Here is a 1592-nt window from a genome sequence, read left to right on the forward strand (position 1 = left end):
GGGCCGGCGCAGGCCGGTCCGGGGGCGCCGCAGCCGCCGGGTCCGCCGGCGGGCGCGCCGCCCGCGTACGGCTATCCGCAGGCGCCGCCCGGTCAGCCGACCGTGGGTCCGGGCTATCAGGCGGTGCTGCGGTTCCGGGCGCCGGACGGCAGTGAGCAGCAGCTGATCCGCCGTTCGGCGCCGGGTACGCCGCACCCGGAGTGGCAGATGCTGCACGAGCTGCGGGCGATGAACGTGCCGCCGCAGCAGGTGATCGAGCTGCACACGGAGCTGGAGTCCTGTGAGCTGCCCGGCGGCTACTGCGCCCGGATGATCCGGGAGACCTGGCCGCAGGTGCGGATCACGTCCGTCGCCCCGTACGGCACGGACCACGCGAGCCGGCAGCAGGGCATGCAGCATCTGCTGACGCACCAGGGCGAGCTGCACCAGGTGGCGGACGGTCCCGCGCGGCCCGCGCCGGTGCGGGCGCCGCTGCCGCAGATGCAGCCGGCGCCGCCGGTGCCGCCGGAGGCGCTGGCCGAGGAGATGATGCAGACCTTCGGTCCGCAGGGCGTGCTCCGCTTCGACCAGCGCGCGGTGTCGCGTCAGGGCGTGCCCGAGCTCGTGGCGCGGACCCTGGTGTGGGCGGGTCTGCCCGCCGACTTCGGGCCGTTCTTCTGGGCGCAGCCGGGTCAGCCGGTGGTGCCGACGCTGGCGGAGCTGGCGGCGCAGCGGCAGGTGCAGCCCGCGTCGGACGCGGGGTCGTACCTGGTGATGGGCTCGGACTTCGGCCGGGCGGTCTGTGTCCAGTACGGGACCGCGCACATCGTGGCGGTGCCGGTGGAGGCGGGTCCGGGCGGTGCGCCGGTGCCGCCGCAGTTCGTGAACACGGGGCTGCCGGAGTTCGTGCGCTGCATGGCGTTGCTGGGCCGGATGTGGCGGCTGCGGTACGGGCTGGACCCGGAGCAGGCGGGCCGCTGGACGGTGGACTTCCAGGCGCAGCTGGTGGCGCTGGACGCGGCGGCGCTGGCGTCGCCGGAGAGCTGGTGGTCGGTGCTGCTGGAGCAGATGTGGGACGGCCTCATCTGACGGTCGCGTGCGTGAGGCGGGGTGCCCGGTCCCTTTTCGGGGGGCCGGGCACCCCGCCTTTCCCGTGTGTGATGCCGGTCGCTTCCGTCCGGAAAGCGCCGCATCGATTCAGACTTCCCGACCAATTGCCGCATCCTTGACCTATCGCTCGTTGGCCGGAGCGTCGGAGTCGGGAAGATCGGAAAGAGGCGTCAGGGATGAGTTCTGCACCGGTGTCCGCGTACGGGTTCGTCGGTGTACGGGGTCGTGGGTACCGCCCGGAGCAGGTGGACCGGGCGGTGGCGGCCCTGTCCGCGGAGCGCGACGAGGCCGTGGCGCGGGTGGCCCGGCTGACGGAGCTGGCGGAGGAGTTGGCGGCGGAGTCGGCCCGGCTGGACGAGGCCGTGGCGCGGCTGGCCCCGCCGGACTACGCGCCGCTGGGGGAGCGGGCGCTGCGGATCCTGGAGCTGGCGGAGGAGGAGGCGGGGGCGCTCCTGGGCGCGGCCCGGGAGGAGGCGCAGGCGTTCCGGGACGAGGCGGACGCG

At 74.8% G+C, this 1592-nt stretch carries 1 protein-coding gene and 1 pseudogene; both read left to right on the forward strand.

Going from position 1 to position 1592, the window contains the following annotated elements; genetic code table 11:
• Positions 1-1068 (forward strand): SUKH-4 family immunity protein (locus G3I41_RS02705; RefSeq protein ID WP_203600078.1); only part of this gene is annotated, 1068 nt, incomplete at its 5' end.
• A 197-nt stretch (positions 1069-1265) separates the two neighbouring features.
• A pseudogene (locus tag G3I41_RS02710) lies at positions 1266-1592 on the forward strand (cellulose-binding protein); the annotation flags it as partial.

This window comes from Streptomyces sp. SID9727 (assembly GCF_010550605.1).
GTDB lineage: Bacteria > Actinomycetota > Actinomycetes > Streptomycetales > Streptomycetaceae > Streptomyces.